Origin of the sequence: Dialister histaminiformans (assembly GCF_900103425.1) — a bacterium.
GTDB classification, from domain to species: domain Bacteria; phylum Bacillota; class Negativicutes; order Veillonellales; family Dialisteraceae; genus Allisonella; species Allisonella histaminiformans.
This window is the reverse complement of the sequence record NZ_FMXA01000038.1, coordinates 1-2,490: the sequence shown is the minus strand read 5'-3', so window position 1 is coordinate 2,490 and position 2,490 is coordinate 1. Positions and strand designations below refer to the sequence as shown.

General features: G+C 45.8%; 4 protein-coding genes. 1 reads left to right on the top strand and 3 read right to left on the bottom strand.

Going from position 1 to position 2,490, the window contains the following annotated elements:
• The coding region (locus BLQ79_RS08415) for a hypothetical protein (RefSeq protein ID WP_234944972.1) at nucleotides 1-205 on the top strand (205 nt) is incomplete at its 5' end.
• 53 nt (nucleotides 206-258) lie between these two features.
• Here the strand turns inward: BLQ79_RS08415 and BLQ79_RS08075 are convergent.
• Genes BLQ79_RS08075 through BLQ79_RS08065 form a run of 3 tightly spaced genes read right to left on the bottom strand, consistent with a single transcriptional unit; the run spans nucleotide 259 to nucleotide 1,935 of the window.
• The gene (locus BLQ79_RS08075) at nucleotides 259-951 is read right to left on the bottom strand and encodes an LrgB family protein (protein WP_091365617.1); all 693 of its coding nucleotides are present in this window, start codon (nucleotides 949-951) and stop codon (nucleotides 259-261) included.
• 12 nt (nucleotides 952-963) lie between these two features.
• Nucleotides 964-1,323 (bottom strand): CidA/LrgA family protein, encoded by a 360-nt coding sequence (locus BLQ79_RS08070; RefSeq protein WP_091365615.1) that lies wholly within the window; start codon nucleotides 1,321-1,323, stop codon nucleotides 964-966.
• Between the two features lie 6 nt (nucleotides 1,324-1,329).
• Nucleotides 1,330-1,935, bottom strand: a complete 606-nt coding sequence (locus BLQ79_RS08065; RefSeq protein WP_091365612.1) for a cytidylate kinase-like family protein — start codon at nucleotides 1,933-1,935, stop codon at nucleotides 1,330-1,332.
• Nucleotides 1,936-2,490 lie beyond the last annotated feature (555 nt).

Here is a 2,490-nt window from a genome sequence, read left to right as displayed (position 1 = left end):
TTTCCCTTTTGGAGAAACTTTAGCATTCTTAGCTTTTATAAGAAATATTCCGCTTCCCTTTGTAAAACAACATGTTTTACACCGTCTCGAATCCCGAAGGGATTTACGGTCCTGGGCCTGTAAAAATAAATCCTTATTTTTCAGAGACCTTCTTCTTTTATCATACCACAGAGGTCTTCTGCTGGATTCGAATCTTTCTGCATAAAAAAAGCTGTAAACCGGTAAATCGGTTCACAGCTTTGGGGATAATAGTTACGACTAAATAAGTACAGCGAAGAGGGAAGCTCCAGCTACGGTCATGATGCCGGCGGCTACCATGGCCAGGGAGGACATAGCCCCTTCTACAGCGCCCATTTCCATAGCCTTGGATGTACCCATGGCGTGAGCGGCGCTGCCGCAGGCAATACCCTTGGCTACTGGATCAGTAATGTGGAAGAGACGGCAGATCTGTTCTGCAAAGATATTTCCTACCACACCGGTGGCAATGATGGCTACTACCGTAATGGATACATAGCCACCCAGTTCTTCAGATACGCCCATACCAATAGCCGTAGTGATGGACTTTGGCAGAAGGGTGACATAGGATGCATGGTCAAAGTGGAAGAGCTTGGCAAACAGGAATACGGTAATCAGGCCGGCGAACATACCCGCGGTAATGCCGCCTATGATAGCGGTGAAATTCCGGGTAAGAAGCTTCATCTGTTCGTACAGCGGTACCGCCAGACAGATGGTGGCCGGTGTGAGGAGGAAACTGATATAGCTGGATCCCTTCACGTAATCCTTGTAGGGAAGTCCTGTGACCAGAAGGAATACCAAAACCAGGGCAATAGCGATAAGCAGCGGATTGACCAGGTCATTTTCCAGCTTGTTATGTAAATATACCCCGATAGCGTAGGCAGCCAGAGAGACCACTACGCAGAGAAACAGGGAAGAGGTTAAAAATGCGTACATGTTTATTCCTTTCTACATCGACTTTTTCTTCTGATGATTGATAATGAACTGAGTGGTCAGGCCGGAAACGACCATAACGACCACCATCCCCACTACAATGATGATGAGATAAGGAATCAGCTTCGGTTTAATGATGCCCCAGGCATTGAGCAGACCCGCTGCCGCCGGAACAAACATAATCGGCATGGTTTCAATCAGGAAAGTCACGGTTTCACGAATCTGTACCACGTGCAGTACCTTAAACCGGAGCATAACAAACAGGAGAAGAATCCCGTAAATGCTGGCCGGAATAGGGAGCGGAAGCAGAGCGTGCAGAATTTCACCGACAAATGCCAGTGCCAGAATAATACTGAATTGTCGCAATATGTCCACGATTGATTATTCCTCCCTTTCTTCAGCCAACTCAGCACAGGTCTTAATGCCTGCGTCTTTAATGAAATCAGCAATATATTCTGTCGTCTTTTCAAATCCCAGGCGATAGGTGTCCAGGGTCAGATCATAGTAGCTGGAATAACCCCACTGTTCGCCGGTGTAAAACTTATGATATACCGAGCGGTATTCATCGGTTTTTGGTACTCGTTTTGCTGCTTCGGCCTTCGTGGTCTTCCACTTCTTAGCCATAGAAGCTACGCGGTCCTCAAAATCCCCATGGAGGAACACGCTGAAGCAGTCTCCACGGTTTCTGAATACAAAGTTTCCGCAGCGTCCGATAATGATGCAATCCTGACCTTCCAGCAGTTTAGCCAGTGCATTGAGTGGTGTCTTCTTTACTTTGTCAGAATGCACCGTGACACTCAATGCATAAATAAGGCTGTTCATCGGATCTTCAGTGAAGAAAGTCGGCATTTCCTCATACAGTCCTTTTTCCTTGGCCATTTCTACCAATATCTGCCAGCTGTAAAATGGAATGTTGAATTTTTCAGAAAGCAGTTTGCCGATAACTTCGCCGCCAGCACCGCATTCACGAGCTATAGTAATGATCATGATGATCCTCCTTGTTCACAACACCTGTCAGGTCGACCGTCTGCACAACACACGGTCGTTAAGATACTACCGATTGTATCGCTGCTTCTGCAAATGTTCAATAGGATAATAAAAAAACTTTCTATAACAAAAATAAACGAATAATGATGAGCTGACTCTTATGGGCTGTAATCCTTCGGATCAGGGCTGTGGCTTAACATCATAAGGCAGGTCGGTGTGCTCCTTGGGAAACACAGGGGATGGATTCTGCGAATAGCTTCTTTATAAAAATCGAGAAGCAACATAACCCGTCATTCCTTCTGATTCACATAGTGGATTCTACTTTCCACCAGACAAACTACTGTAGCCGTCTGCAGATAATCAGATGATTCAGACGGTCAGACTGGAAGTCTGTGGGGCTTCCTGTCAGACTGAAAGAACTCAGAACATTTTCATGCTTTCCTACATTCCAACATAGTGGATTCTACTTTCCACCACCAGCCAGCAAAGACCGGGCTGTCAATAGTATGGAAATCAAAGATTTCATAATTCTATGGACTTACAGCCAATGACGAC